Source organism: Achromobacter aegrifaciens, assembly GCF_902859735.1.
In the GTDB taxonomy this organism is placed as follows: Bacteria; Pseudomonadota; Gammaproteobacteria; order Burkholderiales; family Burkholderiaceae_B; genus Achromobacter; species Achromobacter aegrifaciens.
The window spans coordinates 16,325-34,621 of sequence record NZ_CADIJY010000011.1 but is presented as its reverse complement, the minus strand read 5'-3'; the positions used below and the strand labels follow the sequence as shown (position 1 = coordinate 34,621).

Here is an 18,297-nt window from a genome sequence, read left to right as displayed (position 1 = left end):
CTTAATTGATAATGACTTGTATTACCAATTTCAACCGCGATCTGCCCGGAAAATTCGGACAGATGCGGCGCGACTACAACGACACGGTGTGGCGGCGTTCCGATTCCAGGTACTCGCGCGACTGCATTTCCAGGATGCGCGAGACCGTGCGGTGGAATTCATTGGCAAGCGCACCTTCCGTGTAAATCTCCTCGGGTTCGCACTCGGCGGACATGATGAGCTTGACGCGGTGGTCATAGAACACGTCGATCAGCCAGGTGAAGCGGCGCGCCTCCGAAGCCTGGCGCGGTCCCATGCGCGGCACGCCCGACAGGATCACCGCATGGAAGCGGTTGGCCAACTCCAGATAATCGTTCTGCGAACGCGGCCCGCCGCAAAGCGTGGCGAAATCGAACCACACCACCGATCCGCCCAGCGCCAGCGCGCGGATCTCGCGGTGCTCGATATGCAGCACCGGATCCTGGGGCGGCGTGTCGGCCAGGCTGTCGAATGCTTCCTGCAATGCTTTCTGGGCGCGCTCGTCCAGCGGCGTGTGATAGCACTGCACCTGTTCCAGCGAGCGGCGGCGGTAGTCCACGCCGGCGTCCACGTTCATGATGTCCATGCGCGCCTGGATCAGCTGGATCGCGGGCAGGATGCGGTCGCGGTGCAGGCCGTCCGGATACAGGGTCGAGGGCTCGTAGTTGGACGTCATCACGAAGGACGTGCCGTACTCGAAGAGCTTGAATAGCAGCCGGTGCAGGATCATCGCGTCGGCCACGTCGGATACGTGGAACTCGTCGAAGCAGATCAGGCGGTAGCGTTTGGCCACGCGCCTGGCCACTTCGTCCAGCGGATCCTGCATGCCCTTCACTTCTTCGAGTTCGCGGTGCACGCCGCGCATGAATTCGTGGAAGTGCAGGCGCGTCTTGCGCACCACGGGCACGGTGGCGTAGAAGGCGTCCATCAGGAAGCTCTTGCCCCGCCCCACTCCGCCCCACAGGTACACGCCGCGCGGCACGTCGGGGCGGTTCAGCAGCTTCTTCAGCGCGTTCGAGCGCATCGACTTGAACTTGACCCATTCGTCGAAATAGCGCTGCAGCCGGTCGATCGCCTTTTTCTGGGCTTCGTCGGGCTTGTAGCCGCGTTCGGCCAGGGCGTGTTCGTAGTATTCGCGGACGTTCATGTGGGAGCAGGAAAAGCAGAATGAAAAAAGGGCGGATCCGTGAACCCGCCCCCGTCTTGCCTCGGCTATGCGCGTATCAGAAGTTCAATGCGCGCTTGTCCACGGCCAATGCGGCTTCCTTCACGGCTTCCGACAGCGTCGGGTGCGCGTGGCAGATGCGGGCGATGTCTTCGGCTGCGCCACGGAATTCCATGATGGTCACGGCTTCCGAGATCAGTTCCGAGGCCATCGGGCCCACGATGTGCACGCCCAGGACCTCGTCGGTCTTGGCATCGGCGATCACCTTGGCAAAGCCGGTGGTGTCGCCCAGCGCGCGGGCGCGGCCGTTGGCCAGGAAGGGGAAGCTGCCAGCCTTGTACTCGCGGCCCTCGGCCTTGAGCTGCTGCTCGGTCTTGCCGACCCAGGCGATTTCCGGCGAGGTGTAGATAACCCACGGCACGGTGTCGAAGTTGACGTGGCCGTGCTGGCCGGCGATGCGCTCGGCAACCGCCACGCCTTCTTCCTCGGCCTTGTGCGCCAGCATGGGGCCGCGCACCACGTCGCCGACTGCCCAGACGTTCGGCAGGTTGGTCTTGCAGTCGCCGTCCACGGCGATGAAGCCGCGCTCGTCCAGCTTCAGGCCCACGGCGTCGGCGTTCAGGCCGCCGGTGTAAGGCACGCGGCCGATCGAGACGATCAGCTTGTCGACCACCAGCTTCTGCTCGGCGCCCTTGGCGTCGACGTAGGGCACGGTGACGGACTTGGCGGTCGCCTTGATCTCGCCGATCTTGACGCCCATCTGGATGTTCAGGCCTTGCTTGGTGAAGGCCTTCAGGGCTTCCTTGGCCACCTGGCCGTCAGCGGCTGCCAGGAATTCCGGCATGGCTTCCAGGATGGTGACTTCGGAACCCAGGCGGCGCCACACGCTGCCCATTTCCAGGCCGATCACGCCGGCGCCGATCACGCCCAGCGTCTTCGGCACGGCGCCGATGTTCAGCGCGCCGTCGTTGGACAGCACGACCTTTTCGTCGAACGGCAGGCCGGGCAGCTCGCGCGCCGACGAACCGGTGGCGACCACCACGTGCTTGGCAACCAGGTCTTCCTCGGCGGTGCCGGTGACCTTGATGGCCCAGCCGCCTTCCACCTGGCCGGCGAACGCGCCCTTGCCATGGAAGAACGTGACCTTGTTCTTCTTGAACAGGTACAGGATGCCATCGTTGTTCTGCTTGACCACCGTGTTCTTGCGGCCGATCAGCGTGTCGAGCTTCAGGCTGACGCCCTTGACTTCGATGCCGTGCTCGGCGAAGTGGTGATTGGCTTGTTCGTAGTGCTCGGACGATTGCAGCAGCGCCTTGGACGGGATGCAGCCGACGTTGGTGCAGGTGCCGCCGGGAGCCGGGCCGCCTTGGCCGTTCTGCCAGGCGTCGATGCAAGCCACCGACATGCCGAGCTGCGCGGCGCGGATGGCGGCGATGTAGCCGCCGGGGCCCGCGCCGATGACGACGACGTCAAATTGTTTGGACATAGTGTTCTCGCGATGAGGTATTGAGTGGAGCACGCCCCGCCCTGCGGGCCGGCAATAAGCCGGCCAGGGCGCCGCAAGACCCAGGGGTCGGGTGGGCGCCGGGCCGGGGCGTCGAGATTACAGGTCCAGCAACAGGCGCTGCGGATCTTCCAGGGCGTCCTTCATGGCGACCAGGCCCAGCACGGCTTCGCGGCCGTCGATGATGCGGTGGTCGTAGGACAGCGCCAGGTAGTTCATCGGGCGGATGACGATCTGGCCGTTTTCAACCACGGCGCGATCCTTGGTGGCGTGCACGCCCAGGATGGCCGATTGCGGCGGGTTGATGATCGGGGTCGACAGCATCGAGCCGAACACGCCGCCGTTGGAGATCGAGAACGTGCCGCCGGTCATTTCTTCAATGCCCAGCTTGCCGTCAGCGGCGCGGCGGCCGAAGTCGGCGATGGTCTTTTCGATGTCGGCGATCGACAGCTGGTCGGCGTTGCGCAGGATCGGCACAACCAGGCCGCGCGGGCTGCCGACAGCAATACCGATGTCGAAGTAGCCGTGGTAGATGATGTCCTTGCCGTCGATCGAGGCGTTGATCAGCGGGAACTTCTTCAGCGCGGCAACGGCGGCCTTGACGAAGAACGACATGAAGCCCAGCTTGATGCCGTGCTCTTTCTCGAACTTGTCCTTGTACTTGTTGCGCAGGTCGATGACGGCCTGCATGTTCACTTCGTTGAACGTGGTCAGGATCGCGTTTTCCTGTTGCGATTGCAGCAGGCGCTCGGCGATGCGGGCGCGCAGGCGGCTCATCGGCACGCGCTGTTCCGGACGGCCGTCCAGCGACAGCGTCGGGGGCGCGACCGGAGCGGCGGCCTTGGCCGGAGCGGCCTTGGCGGGCGCGCTGGCGGCCAGGGCATCGCCCTTGGTCACGCGGCCGTCGCGGCCGGAGCCAGCCACGGAAGCGGCGTCAACGCCCTTCTCGGCCAGGATCTTGGCAGCGGCGGGCGAAGCCACGCCGGCGGCAGCCGACGAAGCGGGAGCGGCGGCCGGAGCGGCAGCGGCTTGCTCGGCGGCCTTGGGCGCTTCGGCGGCGGGCGCGGCGGCGGCAACGGCGGCCTTGCCGGCGGTGTCGATGCGAGCCAGCACTTCGCCGGAGGTGACGGTGCTGCCGTCGCCCTTGACGATTTCAGCCAGCACGCCCGAAGCGGGAGCCGGCACTTCCAGCACGACCTTGTCGGTTTCGACTTCGATCAGGATTTCGTCCGCTTCAACGGCAGCGCCCGGCTGCTTCTTCCAGGTCAGCAGCGTCGCTTCGGAGACGGATTCGGAGAGTTGGGGGACGACGACGTCGGTAATAGCCATTTTGTTTGTTCCGTAAAGTTTGTGTTCTGGTCGCGCTGCGCGGCAAGCTTCGAATCGGAATTCCAGAAACCTGCGCGCGCGGCGCGTGCATCAAGCGAGTGTTACTTCGTCAACATGACCTTGAACTTGGGCGCGAAAGCCGTTTCGATCAGGGCCTTCTGCTGCTCCTGGTGCTTGGCCAGGTAGCCCACGGCCGGCGATGCCGACGCGGCGCGGCCGGCGTAACCCAGCTTCTGGCCTTCGACCATGTTCTCGTACACGTGATGCTGAACGTAGAACCAGGCGCCCTGGTTCTGCGGTTCGTCCTGAACCCAGATCACTTCGGTTGCCTTCGGGTACTTGCGCAGTTCCGTTTCGAACGACTTGTGCGCGAACGGATACAGCTGTTCGACGCGGACGATCGCAACGTTGTCGGCGCCACGCTCGCGGCGGGCATTGACCAGATCGTAGTAGACCTTGCCCGAGCAAGCCAGCACGCGCTTGACCTTGCTGGCGTCGATGGCCTCGTCGACCTCGCCGATGACCGGGCGGAAGCTGCCGCCGGCCAGGTCGGTCAGGGGCGAACCGGCGTCCTTGTTGCGCAGCAGCGACTTGGGCGTGAACAGCACCAGCGGCTTGCGGAACGGACGGATCATCTGACGGCGCAGCACGTGGAAGATCTGCGACGCGGAGGTCGGCTGGACCACTTGCATGTTGTTGTCGGCGCACAGCTGCAGGAAGCGCTCGATGCGGCCCGACGAGTGCTCGGGACCCTGGCCTTCGTAGCCGTGCGGCAACATCAGGGTCAGGCCCGACTGGCGGCCCCACTTGGCTTCGCCGGAGCTGATGAACTGGTCGATCACGACCTGGGCGCCGTTGACGAAGTCGCCGAACTGGCCTTCCCAGATGGTCAGCGTGTTGGGTTCGGCGCTGGAGTAACCGTATTCAAAGCCCAGCACAGCCTCTTCGGACAGCACGGAGTCGATGACGGTGAACGGAGCCTGGCCTTCCGAGACGTTCTGCAGCGGAATGTAGGTGCCGTCGTTCCAGCGTTCGCGGTTCTGGTCGTGCAGCACGGCATGGCGGTGCGTGAACGTGCCGCGGCCCGAGTCCTGGCCGGTGATGCGGATGGCGTAGCCCGAGGACACCAGGGTCGCGAAGGCGAGGTGTTCGCCCATGCCCCAGTCCAGGTTCATTTCGCCCTTGGCCATGGTGCGGCGGTCGTTCAGCAGCTTGGCGACCAGCGGGTGCACCGTGAAGCCTTCCGGCACGCTGGTGATGCGTTCGCCGATGCGCTTGAGTTCGGCCAGCGGCACGGCGGTGTCGGCCTGGTCGGTCCACTTGGCGCCCAGGAACGGCGACCAGTCGATGGCGTACTTGCTCTTGTAGTCGGTCAGCACCGGTTCGATGGTGCGCTGGCCGTCTTCCATCAGCTGGCGGTAATCCTTGACGAGCTGATCGGCTTCGCCGTCGGCCAGCACGCCTTGCGTGGTCAGCTTGTCGGCGTACAGCTTGCGCGTGCCGGGGTGATGGCCGATGCGCTTGTACATCAGGGGCTGCGTCAGCGACGGGGTGTCTTGCTCGTTGTGGCCCAGCTTGCGGAAGCAGACGATGTCCACGACCACGTCGTGGCGGAACTGCAGACGGTAGTCCAGCGCCAGCTTGGTCACGAACACGACGGCTTCGGGATCGTCACCGTTGACGTGGAACACCGGCGCTTCGATCATCTTGACCACGTCGGTGCAATACAGCGTCGAGCGCGAGTCGCGGGGGTCGGACGTGGTGAAGCCGATCTGGTTGTTGATGACGATGTGCAGCGTGCCGCCCGTGCCGTAGCCGCGGGTCTGGGCCAGGTTCAGGGTTTCCATGACCACGCCCTGGCCGGCGAAGGCCGCGTCGCCGTGCACCAGCACCGGCAGCACTTGCTTGCCTTCGGCGTCGCCGCGGCGTTCCTGGCGGGCGCGCGCGCTGCCTTCGACCACGGGGTTGACGATTTCCAGGTGGGACGGGTTGAACGCGAGCGACAGGTGGACCGGGCCGCCACGGGTGGACAGGTCGCTGGAGAAGCCGTTGTGGTACTTCACGTCGCCGTCGGTCAGGCCTTCGGCGTGCTTGCCTTCGAACTCGGCGAACAGGTCGCCGGGCATCTTGCCCATGATGTTCACGAGCAGGTTCAGGCGGCCGCGGTGGGCCATGCCGACCACGATTTCCTGGACGCCATTTTCACCGGCGTGGTTCACCACTTCGTCCATCGAGGCGATGAAGCTTTCGCCGCCTTCCAGCGAGAAGCGCTTCTGGCCGACGTACTTGGTGTGCAGGAAGCGCTCGAGGCCTTCGGACTCGGTCAGCTGCTGCAGGATGTGGCGCTTTTCTTCGGCCGAGTAGGCGGGCGCGCCCAGGGTGGCTTCCAGGCGTTCCTGGATCCAGCGCTTGGCGGCGGGGTCGGAGATGTGCGTGAATTCGGCACCGATGCTGCGGCAATACGTGTCGCGCAGCGCCTTCAGGATGTCGCGCAGCGTCATCGTGCTGGCGGTCGTGAAGTAGGTGTTGGTGGCCGAGTAGGTCTGGTCCAGATCGGCTTCGGTCAGGCCGTAGAAGGCCGGATCGAGTTCGGGGATCGGGGGACGTTCCTGGCGCTTGAGCGGATCCAGGTCGGCCCAGCGCGAACCCAGGGAGCGGTAGGCCGCGATCAGCGACTGCACCGAAACCTGCTTGCTGGCCACGGTCAGGTCGGGTTCGGCCGCGCGTTGCACGAAGGCATTGGCCTTGGCGCGCTGGGCGAACGATTCGACGATGGGAGCGTGGGCCTGGTCGCGGGTGGATTCCTGGCCGTCGGTAGCGGGAGCGTGTTGCAGCTGGTCGAAGTATTCGCGCCAGTTGTCAGGTACCGAACCGGGATTGTCGAGGTAGGCTTCGTAAAGCTCCTCAACATAAGGGGCGTTACCCCCAAAGAGATAAGACGTGGATAGAGATTCTATTTCCGAAGACATATCGCTTCACCTTTACGAGTGCTTCACTCGACACGATGCAGGAAAACCTTCCGCGACACGGGCTTCCCGTTAGGCGGATAGCAGGGGCAGAAGGCGCGTACAAGCCTTAAAAGCCGTATGGGATAAGAGTATAGCCCTTTGAGTTTAAGGACGTCTTCTTGCGTTTGCGTGACGCAAAAGCGCATTCGGAATGCCGTCATGCAGCATTGGAATGTCCAGGCAACCCCTTCCATTGCGCCGTCTACTCGCATTCAATTTCCGGCAACCCAAAATGCCGCGCCGCATCATTTTCACTGGCAGAAATTGCAGTGTTGCGCATTAGCCTCGTTCATACGGGCAATTCGGTGGTCGACAGGATCTCTTTCAGGACGAAAAAGGTGCGGATCTGGCGTACGCCGGGCAGCTTGATGATCTCGCCCGCATGCAGCTTGTTGAAGCGTTCCAGATCACGGATGCGCAGCATCAGGAAGTAGTCGAACTCGCCGGCCACCAGGTGGCATTCCAGGCAGCCGCTGATGCCGCGCGCCGCGGCTTCGAAATCGGTGAAGGATTCCGGCGTGGAGCGGTCCAGCACCACGCCCACGATGACCAGGGTGGCCATGTCCACTTCCGCCGGCTCCAGCAGGGCGACAGTCTTGCGGATGACGCCCTCGTTCTTGAGCTTTTCCACGCGGCGCAGGCAGGCGGCCGGGCTCAGGTGGACGCGCGCGCTCAGCTCCAGGTTGGTGATCTGCGCGTCCTGCTGCAGCACGCGCAGGATGTGGCGATCAATGCGGTCCAGCTCAGAATTTGCCGGCATTTGATACGTCCCTGAAAATTAAATTTCGATCAAAAAGCCAATCAGGAAATATTAAATAGAAACCTGGACGTTTATTTAATTATTTTCCTTTTAAATAATAAAAATACGCAATTGACGGCAAATCCTTGAAATTCCTATGATTTTTCCATCCGCGCCACCCGGCCCGGCCCAGGAGAGTCCCATGGATCTGCAACGATTTCCGCGCCATCGCCTGACCTTCGGCGACACCCCCATCGAAAAGCTCGAGCGCCTGTCCGCACATCTGGGCGGCAAGGTCGAGATCTATGCCAAGCGCGAAGACTGCAACAGCGGCCTCGCGTTCGGCGGCAACAAGCTGCGCAAGCTGGAGTACCTGATCCCGCAGGCGCTGGAACAGGGCTGCGACACGCTGGTCACCATCGGCGGCATCCAGTCCAACCACACCCGCATGGTGGCTGCGGTGGCCGCCAAGCTGGGCCTGGCCTGCGTGCTGGTGCAGGAAAACTGGGTGGACTATTCAGACGCGGTCTACGACCGGGTCGGCAACATCATGATGAGCCGCTTGATGGGCGCCGACGTGCGCCTGGTGGACCAGGGGTTTGACATCGGCTTTCGCCGCAGCTGGGAAGAGGCGCTGGAAGACGTCCGCAAGCGCGGCGGCAAGCCCTACGCGATTCCGGCCGGCGCATCCGACCATGAACTCGGCGGCCTGGGCTACGTCGGCTTCGCCGAGGAAGTGCGGCGCCAGGAAGCCGAGCTGGGCTTCAAGTTCGACTACATCGTCGTCTGCGCCGTCACGGGCAGCACGCAGGCCGGCATGGTGGTGGGCTTTGCGGCGGATGGCCGCGCGGACCGCGTCATCGGTATCGACGCTTCGGGCACGCCCGAGCAAACCCGCGCGCAGATCCTGCGCATCGCGCGGCGCACGGCCGATATGGTCGGACTCAGGACTGCCATCGAAGAGCGCGACGTGGTGCTGGACACCCGCTATGCCTATCCGGCCTACGGCCTGCCCTCGGCCGAGACCAACGAGGCCATCCGCCTCTGCGCCCGGCTCGAGGGCATGATGACCGACCCGGTCTACGAAGGAAAATCCATGCAGGGCATGATGGACATCATCCGCCGCGGCGAGATTCCGGCCGGTTCGCGGGTTCTGTATGCGCACCTGGGAGGGGTGCCGGCGATCAACGCCTACAGCTTTCTCTACCGCAACGGATAAGGGCGCCTACGGCGCCTTCGGCTGGCCTTGCGGCGACTTGCGCTGAAAGTCCAGCCTTGCCCCAGGGCTTGCCAGCCCTGGCCGCCAGCGCCCATGATGAGCGCAGGAAGCGCAGCCCAGCCGGCGTGTCCGCCGGCTGGGCTTTTTTCCGTGGCCGGACCTTCCCGACACATCGCCTCCGCAAAATTATGTACATAGTTTGTATACAAAGCCAGGATTTCCAGCTATGGTGCTGATCATCAGGAAGTCGTCCGCCCACCCACGCCCGGCCGCCGCGCGCCGTTGCACTCCGCCCGCCTGTCCATGACCGTCTACGATTCCACGCTCCCCTACCCCCGCGACCTGGCCGGCTACGGCCGCAATCCGCCGCATGCCCGATGGCCGGGGCAGGCGCGCATCGCGGTGCAGTTCGTGCTGAATTACGAGGAAGGCGGCGAAAACAGCGTGCTGCATGGCGACGCCGGGTCCGAACAGTTCCTGTCGGAAATGTTCAACCCCGCCAGCTATCCCGAGCGCCACCTCAGCATGGAAGGCATCTACGAGTACGGCTCGCGCGCCGGCGTCTGGCGCATCCTGCGCGAATTCGAGAAGCGCGGCCTGCCGCTGACGGTGTTCGGCGTCGGCATGGCCTTGCAGCGCCACCCCGAGCTGACCGCCGCCTTCGTCGAGCTGGGACACGAGATCGCCTGCCACGGCTGGCGCTGGATCCACTATCAGCACATCGACGAGGCCACCGAGCGCGAACACATGCGCCTGGCCATGGACGCGATCACGCAATTGACCGGCAGCCGTCCGCTGGGCTGGTACACCGGACGCGACAGCCCGCGCACGCGGCGTCTGGTGGCCGACTACGGCGGCTTCGAGTACGACAGCGACTACTACGGCGACGACCTGCCCTTCTGGATGCGCGTACAGAAAACGGACGGCAGCGTCGTGCCGCAACTGATCGTGCCCTACACGCTGGACTGCAACGACATGCGCTTCGCGCTGCCGCAGGGCTATTCGCACGCAGATCCCTTCTTCCAGTACCTGAAGGACAGCTTCGACGCGCTCTACGCCGAAGGCGACGAGGCCCCCAAGATGATGAGCATCGGCATGCATTGCCGCCTGCTGGGCCGGCCCGGCCGCATCACTGCGCTGCAGCGCTTCCTGGACCACATTGCCAGCCATGACCGCGTCTGGGTCTGCCGGCGCCTGGACATCGCGCGCCACTGGAAGACGGCGCATCCCTACACCCCCAACGCCTGAACAGGACGGCCATGGCCCACACCCTAGCCCAACTCAATGCGGCAGCGCCCGCGGACGCCGCCGCCATGCTCGACGGCCTGTACGGCCGCGCGCCCTGGATCGCCGAACGCGCGCTTGGCCACCGGCCGTTCCGCTCGCTGGCCGACCTGGCGCAGCGCCTGCGCCGCGCCGTGAACGACGCGGATGCCGATGCCCGGACGGCGCTACTGCGCGCCCATCCCGAGCTGGCAGCAGGGACGCCCCAGGACGCGGATTCGGCGCGCGAACAGGACCTGGCCGGATTGGCCGCGTGTACGCCCGCCGAATCTGCCCGCCTGCAAGCGTTGAACGCCGACTACCGCGCCAGGTTCGGCTTTCCCTTCGTGCTGGCCGTGCGCGGCCCGCGCGGCGCCGGCATGACGCGCCAGCAGGTGATCGACGAGTTCACCCGACGCCTGGACAACCCGCCGGACCTGGAGTTCGATGAGGCCCAGCAGCAGTTGCACCGCATCGCCGAGATCCGCCTGCGCGATGGCTTCGGCGCCGAACCCGCCATCGGCAACGACATCTGGGACTGGGGCGAGCAACTGGCCGTCCACAGCGATCCCGGCTACGCCGAAAAAGGGCAGCTCACCGTCACCTACCTGACCGAAGCCCACCGCGCCTGCGCCGGACTGTTGTCGCAATGGATGCGCGACTGCGGCTTCGACGAGGTCGGCATCGACGCGGTCGGCAACGTGGTTGGCCGCTACCTGGCCGCCAGCCCCGACGCCCCCACGCTCATGACGGGCAGCCATTACGACACCGTGCGCAACGCCGGCAAATACGACGGCCGGCTGGGCATCTTCGTGCCGATGGCCTGCGTGCGCGAACTGCGCCGCCAGGGCAAGCGCCTGCCCTACCACCTGGAAGTCATCGGCTTCGCGGAAGAGGAAGGCCAGCGCTACCGCGCCACCTTCCTGGGCTCGGGCGCACTGATCGGCGACTTCAAGCCGCAATGGCTGGACCAGCAGGACGACGACGGCGTCAGCATGCGCGACGCCATGGCGCAAGCCGGCCTGCGCAGTGAAGACATTCCCACGCTCAAGCGCGACCCTGCCCGCTATCTGGGCTTCGTCGAAGTCCACATCGAACAAGGGCCGGTGCTCTACGAAATGGGGCTGCCGCTGGCCGTGGTCACGTCCATCAACGGCTGCGTGCGCTACCAGGTGCGGATCCACGGCCTGGCCTGCCACGCCGGCACCACGCCCATGAACCGCCGCCGCGACGCCGCCACCGCCACGGCCGAACTGGCCTTGTACGTGGAGCAGCGCGCCGCCCGCGACGGCGACTCGGTCGGCACCATGGGCATGCTGGAAGTCCCGGGCGGCTCGATCAACGTGGTGCCGGGAGAATGCCGCTTCAGCCTGGACCTGCGCGCGCCCAGCGACGCGCAGCGCGATGCGCTGGCGCATGACGTGCTGGCCGAACTCGAAGCCATCTGCCAGCGCCGCGGCCTGCGCTACACGCTGGAAGAAACCATGCGCGCCGCCGCCGCGCCCAGCGATCGCGCCTGGCAGCAGCGCTGGGAACGCGCCGTCGACGCGCTGGGACTGCCCGTCCACCGCATGCCCAGCGGCGCCGGCCACGACGCCATGAAGCTGCACGAGGTCATGCCCCAGGCCATGCTGTTCGTGCGCGGCCAGAATTCCGGCATCAGCCACAACCCGCGCGAATCCACCTCCAGCGACGACATCCAGCTTGCCGTGCTGGCGTTCCTGAACCTGCTCGACGACCTTGCCCACGACACCCAATAGCCGACCATGACCGACTACGCCCGACTCGACGCCTGGATTGACGCCCACTTTGACGAGGAAGTCCGCTTCCTGCAGGAGCTGGTGCGCGTGCCGACCGACACGCCGCCCGGTAACAACGCACCGCATGCCGAGCGCACGGCCGAGCTGCTGCAAGGCTTCGGCCTGCAGGCGGAAGCCCATCCCGTGCCCGCCGAGGCCGTGCGGGACTATGGCCTGCAATCGATCACCAACCTGATCGTGCGCCGCGAATACGGCGCGGGCGGCCCGCGCGTGGCGCTCAATGCCCACGGCGACGTGGTGCCGCCGGGCGAAGGCTGGGAACATGACCCCTACGGCGGCGAGATCGACGACGGCAGCCTGTACGGCCGCGCCGCCGCGGTCAGCAAGAGCGACTTCGCCAGCTACACGTTCGCCCTGCGCGCGCTGGAAGCCGTCGCCCGCCCCAGCCGCGGCGCCGTCGAACTGCACTTCACCTACGACGAGGAATTCGGCGGCCTGCTCGGCCCCGGCTGGCTGCTGTCCCAAGGACTGACCAAGCCCGATCTGCTGATCGCCGCGGGTTTCAGCTACGAGGTCGTAACCGCCCACAACGGCTGCCTGCAAATGGAAGTGACGGTCCACGGCAAGATGGCGCATGCCGCCATCCCCAGCAGCGGCGTGGACGCGCTGCAAGGCGCGGTTGCCATCCTGAACGCGCTGTACGCGCAGAACGCACGGTACCGGGAAATCCGCTCCAAGGTGCCGGGCATCAGCCACCCCTACCTGAACGTGGGCCGCATCGAAGGCGGCACCAACACCAATGTGGTGCCAGGCAAGGTGGCGTTCAAGCTGGACCGGCGCATGATCCCCGAAGAAAGCGCGGCCGAGGTCGAGGCCGACATCCGCTGCATCATCCGGGAAACCGCTGCTGCCGTGCCCGGCATCAGCGTGGACATCAAGCGCCTGTTGCTGGCCAATTCCATGCGCCCGCTGCCCGGCAGCCAGCCGCTGGTGCAGGCCATTCAGAAGCATGGAGAGGAATTGTTCGGCGAGCCCATCGCCGCCATGGGCACGCCGCTCTACACCGACGTGCGCCTGTACGCCGAAGCGGGCATTCCGGGCGTGATCTACGGCGCCGGACCGCGCACCGTGCTGGAATCGCACGCCAAGCGCAACGATGAGCGGGTAGTGCTGGAAGACCTGCGGCGCGCCACCAAGGTCATCGCCCGCACGCTGGCCGACCTGCTGGACGCCGCCTGAGGCGGCCGCCCGGCAGGACCGGCCGGGCGCTTCACGCCAGTTTCATCACCCGGCGCCAGAACAGGATCGCCACCGCCACGAAGACGGCCAACCCCAGGAACGAGGCCGTGTGCTCGAAGCCCGCGCCGGCGATCGCCAGCGGCGCTTCGGTGCCGGCCGCGCCGATGATGCCGGCCATCAGCACGCCGACCAGGCTTTCGCCCACGATCAGGCCCGAGGCGATCAGCACGCCGCGGCGATTGGCTGCGTCGGCGAACTGCTCGTAGGGCTTGCCGGCGGCGGCCGCGCGGCGGCGCAGGGCGCGTTCCAGCAGCCATGCCAGGACCGCGCCGACCACGATGGGCGCGGCGACGGTGGGCGGCAGATAGATGCCGATACCCACGGCCAGCACCGGAATCCGGGCCACGCGGCAGGTGCGCTTCATGATCTCGTCCACCACGATCAGGCCCACGCCGACCGCCATGCCGATCAGGATCATGGTCCAGTTGAGCTGGTGCGTGAAGATGCCGCGCGCGATCGCCAGCATCAGCGTCGCCTGCGGCGCGGACAGGGCCTGCGCCGGGTCCATGCCCTCGCGCGGCATGGCGTCGGCAAAACCGTAGGCGTTGTAGAGCAGTTCCAGCACCGGCGAAATCACTGCCGCGCCGGCGACGCAGCCGATCAGCAGGGCCACCTGCTGACGCCAGGGCGTCGCGCCCACCAGCCAGCCGGTCTTCAGGTCCTGCAGGTTGTCGTTGGAAATGGAGGCCACCGCCACCACCGCCGAGGTGCTGAAGATCGACAGCGCAATCGCCATCTGCACGCCGTTCTGCGCGCCCAGCAATTCGCCGCCCAGCGCCAGCATCAGCAGCGACACCAGCACGATGGCCACGATGCCCACGCCCGAGATCGGGCTGGTCGACGACCCCACCAGGCCGGCCATGTAGCCGCAGGCGGCGGCCACCAGGAAGCCGAAGACGAAGGCAAACAGCACGGCGTAGGCCACCAGCTTCCAGATGCCGGCAGGCGACAGCGGCGCGCCGGACAGGAACACCTGGAAGGTCACCACCAGGACCGCCACCAGCACCAGCGTCACGGCCGAGATCCAGCCGGCCGACAGGTCGCGCTCGGTGCGCGGCGCGCGTCCGGCGCGGGCCGCGCCCGCCTTGGTCAGCGCCGCGAACGAAGCCTTGACGCCGCGCGCCATCGGCATGAACAGCGTGGCCAGCGTCCAGATGGCGCCCACGCCGATCACGCCGGCGCCGATGAAGCGCACCTGCGAAGCCCACAGGCCGGTGGCGTACTTCGCCAGCGACGTGCCCGCCGGGATGTCGCCCATGGCGGTGAGGATGGGCACGGCGATGCCCCAGGAAATGATCAACCCGGTCAGCATGGCCAGGCCCGCGACGATGCCGATCAGATAGCCCGCGCCCAGCAGCGCCAGCGAAAAGCCCATGGGCAGCCGGAACACCGCGCCGCCCAGCGCGAACCAGCCGCTGACGCTGTCTCCCAGCACGCGCAGTCCGCTGGCCGCGAAGCTGACCGCGGCGGCGACCACGCCGCCGGCCACGATGTCGCCCATGCCGGTCTCGACCTTGGCTGGCGCGCGTCCGGTGTCCGCGGCCTCGTCCTGGGCGCGCTCGGCGCTGCCCACCCGCAGGATTTCAGCGGCAGCCACGCCTTCCGGATACGGCAGGTCGCTCTGCACCACCATCACGTGGCGCAGCGGAATGGTGAACATCACGCCCAGCATGCCGCCGGCGGCGCAGATGCCCAGCGTCTGCCAGAACGGGAAGCCCTGCCAGTGCCCCATCATGACCAGGGCCGGCAGGATGAAGATGATGGACGACAGCGTCCCGGCCGCGGAGGCCTGGGTCTGCACCATGTTGTTTTCGAGGATGTTCGCGTCCTTGAACAGGCGCAGGACGGACATCGAGATCACCGCCGCCGGAATGGCGGATGAGAACGTCAGGCCCACCTTCAGTCCGAGAAAGACGTTGGAAGCCGTGAAGATGACGGTGATGATTGCGCCCAGGAGGATGCCGCGGAACGTAAGTTCGGGCAACGTGACCTCTGCCGGGACGCTGATGGGTTGGGTCATTGCAGTTATTCCTATCTTGCCAGGCGCGAATTCTAGCGCCTTCGCGTCCACCTGGCGGTCACCCCTCTGATACGACCACCAAGCATATCCTCGGCAGAAGCTGCCGCAAGCGGTAAAACTTGCAAAAGATTATGCTGAATTTTCCGAAGTTTCCCCAGAATTTTGATCACCCATGCCAGGGGCTAGGGTCTAGCATGGACGTCAAACCAGGAGACGACAAGACCATGCGCGACGCCAGTTCCGCCCGCCCCGGGCAAGACATCCAGCACGACGCCGACCCTGCCGAAACCGCCGAATGGCGTGAGGCGCTGGAATCGCTGGTACAGGCGGAAGGTTCTGAGCGCGCGGGCTACGTGCTGGACAATCTGCTGGGTCATGCGGCCTCGCTGGGCCTGCGCGCCAACAGCCAGACCCGCACCGCCTACCTCAACACCATCCCCGCCGATCAGGAGCCGCCCTTCCCCGGCAACCTCGCCGTGGAGGAACGGATCGCCCGCATCAACCGCTGGAATGCGCTGGCCATGGTGGTGCGCGCCAACCAGGCGCATGGAGAGCTGGGCGGCCACATCGCCAGCTACGCCTCGGCCGCCGACCTGTTCGAGGTCGGCTTCAACCATTTCTTTCGCGCGCAGAGCCCGGACGGCCCCGGCGACCTGGTCTACATGCAGCCGCACTCGGCGCCCGGCGTGTATGCCCGCGCCTATCTGGAAGGCTTTCTGGGCGAAGAGGACCTGGCGCATTTCCGCCAGGAGATCACGGCTGGCGCGCGCGGCCTGCGCGGGCTGTCGTCGTATCCGCACCCGTGGCTGATGCCGGATTTCTGGCAATTCCCCACGGGCTCGATGGGCATCGGCCCCATCAACGCCATCTACCAGGCGCGCTTCATGCGCTACCTGGAGCACCGTTCGCTGATGCCCGGCGGCGACCGCAAGGTCTGGGGCATCTTCGGCGATGGCGAAATGGACGAACCTGAATCCATCGCCGCGCTGACGCTGGCCGCGCGCGAAAAGCTCGACAACCTGGTGTTCGTGGTCAATTGCAACCTGCAGCGCCTGGACGGCCCGGTGCGCGGCAACGGCCGCATCATCGACGAACTGGAAACGCTGTACGCGGGCGCCGGCTGGAACGTCATCAAGCTGGTCTGGGGCAGCGACTGGGACGCGCTCCTGCGGCGCGACACCAACGGCGCCCTGGCGCGCGCCTTCGCCAATACCGTGGACGGACAGTTCCAGACCTTCGCGGCCAACGACGGCGCCTTCAACCGCGCCCACTTCTTCAACCAGAATCCCGAACTGGCCGCCCTGGTGGCCGACTGGAGCGACGAAGCCATCGACCGCCTCCACCGCGGCGGCCATGACATGGTGAAGATCCACGCGGCCTACCACCGCGCCGTGCGCCATCGCGGCCAGCCCACGGTGATCCTGGCGCAGACCAAGAAGGGTTTCGGCATGGGCTCGGCCGGCCAGGGCAAGATGACCACGCACCAGCAGAAGAAGCTGGATGACGAGGCGCTGCTGGCCTTCCGCGACCGCTTCGCGCTGCCGATCTCGGACGCCGATTGCCTGGCGCTGAAGTTCTACCGCCCGGCCGAGGACAGCGCCGAACTGCGCCACCTGCAGGCGCGCCGCGCCGCGCTGGGCGGCCACATTCCCCGCCGCAATACCGAGGCGCCGCGCCTGGCGCCGCCGGACGCGGAGCACTGGGCGCGCTTCGCGCTGGCCGCCGACGGCAAGGAAATGTCGTCCACCATGGCCATCGTGCGCATGCTCACCGCCCTGCTCAAGGACGCCAACGTGGGGCCGCGCATCGTGCCCATCGTGGCGGACGAGGCGCGCACCTTCGGCATGGCCAACCTGTTCCGACAGATCGGCATCTATTCCGCGCAAGGCCAGCTCTACGAACCCGAGGACATCGGCTCGGTGCTGTATTACCGCGAGGCGCGCGACGGCCAGATCCTGGAAGAAGGCATTACCGAGGCCGGCGCGATTTCCTCGTGGACGGCCGCGGGCACCAGCTATTCGGTCAACGGCCTGCCGATGCTGCCCTTCTATATCTATTACTCGATGTTCGGCTTCCAGCGCATCGGCGACCTGATCTGGGCTGCCGCCGATCAGCGCACGCGCGGCTTCCTTGTCGGCGCCACCTCCGGCCGCACCACACTCGGCGGCGAGGGGCTGCAGCACCAGGACGGCTCCAGCCACATCATGGCCGCCGCCGTGCCGAACTGCCGCGCCTATGACCCGGCCTATGCCTACGAGGTCGCCATCATCGTCGAGCACGGCATGCGCCGCATGCTGGACGAACAGCGCGACGAGTTCTACTACCTGACCGTCACCAACGAGAACCTGGCGCAGCCGGACATGCCGGCAGGCGAAGACGTGCGCGAGGGCATCCTGCGCGGCATGTACCGCCTGCGGCCCGCGCGCGGGCAGGCCCAGGTGCGCCTGCTGGGCGCGGGCCCGATGCTGCGCGAGGCCGAACTCGCGGCGGAGCGCCTGCAGGCCGATTACGGCGTGGACGCCGAAGTCTGGAGCGTCACCAGCTTTTCCGAACTGGCCCGCGACGGCCGCGAAGCCGAACGCGCCCGCGTGCTCGGCCTTGCATCCGGCGCCGACTGGGTCCGCAGCTGCCTGGGCGCCAGCAACGCCCCGGTAGTCGCCGCCAGCGACTACGTGCGCGCCGTGCCGGAACAGATCCGCGCCTGGGTGCCCGCGCCCTACCGCACGCTGGGCACCGACGGCTTCGGCCGCAGCGATACCCGCGCCCAGCTGCGCGACTTCTTCGAGGTCAGCGCGGATTGGATCGTGCTGTACGCGCTGGACAGCCTGGACCGCCAGGAAGATGCCCAGGCGTTGCGCGCGCGCCTGAATGCCGGCGCGCGGCAAACGCCGCCTTGGGATAGATAGGATTGCAATCCGCAATGCAGCGAGGTTTTGCGCAAAATCGTCCATTCGCTGCAGCGCAACAACCAAG

At 66.3% G+C, this 18,297-nt stretch carries 11 protein-coding genes; 5 read left to right on the top strand and 6 right to left on the bottom strand.

What is annotated here, in order from left to right:
- Positions 1-73: 73 nt before the first annotated feature.
- From zapE to HV766_RS23575, 5 genes are all read right to left on the bottom strand, one after another.
- The gene (gene zapE / locus HV766_RS23595; RefSeq protein ID WP_054450771.1) at positions 74-1,165 is read right to left on the bottom strand and encodes a cell division protein ZapE; all 1,092 of its coding nucleotides are present in this window, start codon (positions 1,163-1,165) and stop codon (positions 74-76) included.
- 76 nt (positions 1,166-1,241) lie between these two features.
- Positions 1,242-2,669 carry a dihydrolipoyl dehydrogenase gene (gene lpdA / locus HV766_RS23590; RefSeq protein WP_119450936.1) on the bottom strand — a complete coding sequence of 476 codons (1,428 nt, stop codon included), beginning with the start codon at positions 2,667-2,669 and terminating at the stop codon, positions 1,242-1,244.
- Between the two features lie 117 nt (positions 2,670-2,786).
- Positions 2,787-4,016: a 2-oxoglutarate dehydrogenase complex dihydrolipoyllysine-residue succinyltransferase gene (gene odhB, locus HV766_RS23585; RefSeq protein WP_054450766.1), complete on the bottom strand. Its 1,230-nt coding sequence runs from the start codon at positions 4,014-4,016 to the stop codon at positions 2,787-2,789.
- 101 nt (positions 4,017-4,117) lie between these two features.
- Positions 4,118-6,985: a 2-oxoglutarate dehydrogenase E1 component gene (locus HV766_RS23580; protein ID WP_054450764.1), complete on the bottom strand. Its 2,868-nt coding sequence runs from the start codon at positions 6,983-6,985 to the stop codon at positions 4,118-4,120.
- A 328-nt stretch (positions 6,986-7,313) separates the two neighbouring features.
- Complete coding sequence (locus tag HV766_RS23575; RefSeq protein WP_054450761.1) at positions 7,314-7,784, bottom strand: Lrp/AsnC family transcriptional regulator; 471 nt, start codon at positions 7,782-7,784, stop codon at positions 7,314-7,316.
- A gap of 181 nt (positions 7,785-7,965) precedes the next feature.
- Here HV766_RS23575 and HV766_RS23570 point away from each other — a divergent pair, with 181 nt between their 5' ends.
- The 4 genes from HV766_RS23570 (at position 7,966) to HV766_RS23555 (ending at position 13,244) form a co-directional block, all read left to right on the top strand.
- On the top strand, positions 7,966-8,982 hold the full coding sequence (locus HV766_RS23570) for a 1-aminocyclopropane-1-carboxylate deaminase (RefSeq protein WP_125472526.1): 1,017 nt from the start codon (positions 7,966-7,968) through the stop codon (positions 8,980-8,982).
- Positions 8,983-9,285: 303 nt separating this feature from the next.
- Complete coding sequence (puuE, locus tag HV766_RS23565) at positions 9,286-10,230, top strand: allantoinase PuuE (protein ID WP_175163661.1); 945 nt, start codon at positions 9,286-9,288, stop codon at positions 10,228-10,230.
- A gap of 11 nt (positions 10,231-10,241) precedes the next feature.
- Positions 10,242-12,005 carry a 2-oxo-4-hydroxy-4-carboxy-5-ureidoimidazoline decarboxylase gene (uraD, locus tag HV766_RS23560; RefSeq protein ID WP_175181945.1) on the top strand — a complete coding sequence of 588 codons (1,764 nt, stop codon included), beginning with the start codon at positions 10,242-10,244 and terminating at the stop codon, positions 12,003-12,005.
- Between the two features lie 6 nt (positions 12,006-12,011).
- A complete protein-coding gene (locus HV766_RS23555) occupies positions 12,012-13,244 on the top strand; it encodes a M20 family metallopeptidase (protein ID WP_175181944.1) in 1,233 nt (410 codons plus the stop codon).
- A 31-nt stretch (positions 13,245-13,275) separates the two neighbouring features.
- Here HV766_RS23555 and HV766_RS23550 read toward each other — a convergent pair whose 3' ends face one another.
- On the bottom strand, positions 13,276-15,324 hold the full coding sequence (locus HV766_RS23550; RefSeq protein WP_175181943.1) for an OPT family oligopeptide transporter: 2,049 nt from the start codon (positions 15,322-15,324) through the stop codon (positions 13,276-13,278).
- A gap of 224 nt (positions 15,325-15,548) precedes the next feature.
- On the opposite strand from HV766_RS23550, the gene mdeB reads away from it, so the two are divergent.
- Positions 15,549-18,230: an alpha-ketoglutarate dehydrogenase gene (gene mdeB, locus HV766_RS23545; protein ID WP_175181971.1), complete on the top strand. Its 2,682-nt coding sequence runs from the start codon at positions 15,549-15,551 to the stop codon at positions 18,228-18,230.
- The last annotated feature ends 67 nt before the right edge of the window (positions 18,231-18,297 follow it).